Annotated in this window: 3 protein-coding genes; all 3 read right to left on the bottom strand. The window is 35.3% G+C overall.

Annotated elements, in window-relative coordinates; translation table 11 throughout:
* Positions 1-404: 404 nt before the first annotated feature.
* From R2B77_RS17735 to R2B77_RS17725, 3 genes are read right to left on the bottom strand one after another with little or no spacing between them, the layout of a single operon-like run.
* Positions 405-1,502, bottom strand: a complete 1,098-nt coding sequence (locus tag R2B77_RS17735; protein WP_203249331.1) for an RES family NAD+ phosphorylase — start codon at positions 1,500-1,502, stop codon at positions 405-407.
* Entirely contained in the window at positions 1,484-2,425 is a 942-nt protein-coding gene (locus tag R2B77_RS17730; RefSeq protein WP_203249332.1) for a sce7725 family protein, read from the bottom strand. Before R2B77_RS17730 ends, R2B77_RS17735 begins: the two co-directional genes overlap by 19 nt.
* Before the next feature lies 1 nt (position 2,426).
* Positions 2,427-3,275, bottom strand: a complete 849-nt coding sequence (locus R2B77_RS17725) for a sce7726 family protein (RefSeq protein ID WP_203249333.1) — start codon at positions 3,273-3,275, stop codon at positions 2,427-2,429.
* Positions 3,276-3,989 lie beyond the last annotated feature (714 nt).

Genomic DNA, 3,989 nt, shown 5'->3' with positions numbered 1-3,989 from the left:
GACGATTTCTTATGTCATTAACAGATTTCAGCCCTTTAGACTGATTACAGCCAAACAAAAAAACCTCAAATGAAACAGAAAATTATCATTTCCTGATTCATTGAGGTTTCTATTTCATCTATTCAATTTTTTAAATAGAAGAGCAATAATACTCTCTTGCTCTTCTGCCTTCATATTCGGCCCCGAAGGCAGATAATATCGTGACTTCCATACTGGATGTACCACGATATTATCTGCCGTCAACATGTGCATCAATTCGTAAAGACGGCCTGTATCTTCTACGCATCCAACGTCAATGCCGTCGATTCGAATAGGTCCCGCCCAACTATGTACGACTACTCTTGCAAGATTACAGCTCTATTTAAAATGAAAACAAACAAGTATCGTTTAACTTAATCCTATATTCATTCCCATTTGTAGTAGATTTCAGTGACTCTATGAAAGCTAACTTCCCTACAATCCAATAAGTTCTCGTCAAACACAGCTATATTAAAGCCGGTTTTATCCATTGTACTTTGATACTTGACGCCATTCCTTCCGCGACTTTTAATAAAGTCAGATATGTACTGTGACGGTAAATAATTTAGTTGGGAATCGCCACGTTTGGAAGGGAGTAAAACTTCATTTGCTATATGCACAAGATGTTCTTTGTTAACGGCATATTTTTCATAATTGAAATCTAAATCAGCACCTAGAAATGGGCTGAACTTATCGATCATCGTGAAATCAATAACCTCAATCTTTTCAAGTAACTCAAATTTAGCGATTGTTACATTGTCATGAAGTCCCGCCCTAATTTCTTTAATAGCAATATCTTCATTGCTCGCTAAATATAAGCAACTAATACCATAGGGATTTACACGACCATTCGTCGACATTCCTTTGGGGGGCGGTCCCATCTCATTTGTTGGGAATGGGATATCCCGCTCATTGGATAATCTTGCACGATAAAAAATATGGCCTTTTTCATAAGTAGTTGAAGCGTAACCAATAATTTTCCTGAAGACCTCCGCATTAAAAGACTCAATGTGAAAGCGATTTTGATGCTTGATTCCTTCAGTGAATTGTTTCCAAGTAGCGTTTTTTAATATCGAATGAGTTTTTTTGAACTCAGTATCATACATTTTCCTAATACCTACTGCTTCTTCAAACAGGCCTGGTGATTGCTCATACTTCCCCTTACAAATTCCTATGATTAATTCGTAAGCTTTGGAACTATCCACATTGAACAAATTCCATTTTGTATGTAACTCATCTTTCAACAACGAAAAATCAGCTCGATATTTCTTTAACTCCTCTGGCATCTCTGACGCCGGTGTATAGATTTCTACCAATCCCTCAAGAAGTTCTGTCAATCTATTGTTTTGGTCGGTATCGTAAATAAACACATCTGTCTGATTGCACACTTCACAATCACCTTTGACCTCCAAAGACTCAATGATTGCAATGATTTCACTATCTTTGAAACACTTGACACAGCAAATCATAGGCTGTTTTTCCAATCTAAATAGCTACTCATTAATTGGAGATGATGCATAATGGATAATTTCTTGACAGTGCCCAGTCCAGGGTATGTTCCTTCTGTATGATGCTTCTTGAATTGTTCTAAAGCATAAGTCTCCATTGGATTACTTTCGAGCCATTTCATTAAATGACTAAGTGCTTCATAGTATTTTTTTGCGGGGTCTCTAATATCATCATTCGAATCAGATACAAAACTTTTCACCCTTAATTCCTCATCTTCTCCAAAATAAACAATATGAATAGCTACCGCGTAGGGTGCAAATCCACCTTCACTGAAATCAGCCCCCACTATCGAAAAGTCGGAAAAGCCACTATAGTTTTCGCTTTCATAAAACAGATGAGCTTCTGAGAAAAATTCATCTTTATCTTTATAGTCAGCATTTCTGGCTTCCTTTAGAGAGAGAAAGCGATCTTCGAACAGAACACGATTTGCAGATATACTTCTTCGAAATGTTGTACTATCCGGGATTAAAACATAATTTGGTACAGATTCCCTAAACAGAGTTTTATAAGTCGATAAACAATCTCGGTTTGTATTTACTATTAATAATCCTTCTAAATTCACACCATTCCTCATCCACTCTTCAATCTCCATCTCAGAGTTTGGATTCATTATATGAGCTTGGATAATATGATTATTTGGATCTTCCATTAAATTTATCAAATCGGATTCTGGACGGATATCTTGATACTCACTTAAAAAGTCTCCCACTTGTGGATTCTTTATAACCGCTACTTTTTTCTCGAATTCAACAAATTTGGCTAAAGTTGATTGAAGTGTCGAAGTTGGTTTTATGGGCTCAATGACAGGGATTATATTTTCATATATTAATCCATATTCAACTAACTCCCTCAAAGCGATTAATTCAAATTGCCTACCTCTAAGATAAGGAAAGTACATATTAATACCTCCAGTCATTTTTTAAAAAACGGCTTAGTTCTTGGTAGTTCTTTTGGATTGATTGTGAAAAATATGCTAAGAAGCGTAGCTCATAGGGGACATGTTCTAAGTAATTTTGAACGTTCAATTTATTTCTTTTCTTTAACTCTTTAACAAATAATTCATGTGCTTTTAGTAGCGGAATCTTGTTGAATAGCAAGAAACACTCACTATAATAAAAAACAGGCTTGGTTTCAGGTAAAAAACCATAATAACCTTCAATAATGGCTTCAAATTCATCTTTTCTTAATACCTTAAACATAACTTCTTTATCCAGTAAAGAATAGTCTTCCATAGCCTTTTTTCTTTCACTAAATTGGTTGCGCTTTGTCAGAACCATGAGACCAACATTGGTCCCTGTTAACATTTTCCCCACTTTTTCTTCATTAGACTCACTAGTGATTACATAGATATTTGTGAAAGCCTTATAATAATCAGCAAGCTGCTGCTCTAATCTCTCAAGGGAATCCAACTCAGTTTTAATTTCATAGACAATGGCTTTTCCATTAATCTTAATAAAATCTGCCTTTGACTTATGAATCGGAACTTCAGTAAGTGCAGTCGTTGTATGCAAGCTATGCTTACCTATGATATTTTTATTAAAAAGTGTATTCTTATAAAAATATTCATTGCGATAGTTCTTTTGCAAATAGTGATAAAGCTCCTCAATTATTTCTATATTCGTTTCTACATTCGCTTTATCTACATATTGCTTAACACATTCATCATAAATCGAATTTGTACCGATATTCAATGCGTTATCAAAAGTCGCTTGTGAAAAAAAACGATTTAAAATAAAGTTATTATTCACAATAACCACCTTTTCAAGTTCATTTTTTACATTAAGTATACCAGATTGAGCACCATAAATGTTTAGCGGATGATTGGGATACTAATCATATTAAATTATGAAGATCTTACTGTTCCCTTTAAGTAACTAGAAAAAACCAAATGAGGACTGTCACAAGCCTCCTCATTCCGGATACATTCTCGCCAACTCCACCTTTAGCCATCAATAAATCCTATCCAGCTCCCTACGCCCCAGAAGTAGACGGATACAAATCACTCTCTGTCCGCAGTCTTCCATGCGCGGATACAGACTTGCAACCTTCAAACAACGATTGTAAATGCTATGGATTTCATGCCGAGCGCGTCTAAATAATATTTGCACCTAGTATGTTCATTAATTCGTAATGAGTAACACGTATCTTCTCTGAATCCAGCATCAATACCCTCAACCTACAACTTGAATAGGCTCCTTCAAGCCATACATGATCTCCCCCAGGGAGAATACTGTTCATCATCCGATTGTGTCGTAAAAAAAACCTACGTTAGTGAGTGCCAAAGTATACTTAATTTTTCTTTTCAGCTTTTTCTACTGTCAATTGCATATTATAATAATCCTTTACTATTTTATAATTTACTCCTTGCTTTAACAGTAATCCCTTGTTACTAGTTGTTTTAATTATTTCCCATTCTGAACCGTCGTTGAGTTTAATCTTATGGATCTATGTCAATATCCTGG

Origin of the sequence: Sporosarcina beigongshangi (assembly GCF_033485195.1) — a bacterium.
Taxonomy (GTDB): domain Bacteria; phylum Bacillota; class Bacilli; order Bacillales_A; family Planococcaceae; genus Sporosarcina; species Sporosarcina beigongshangi.
The sequence above is the reverse complement of the archived record's forward strand: the minus strand, read 5'-3'. Positions and strand labels throughout refer to the sequence as shown.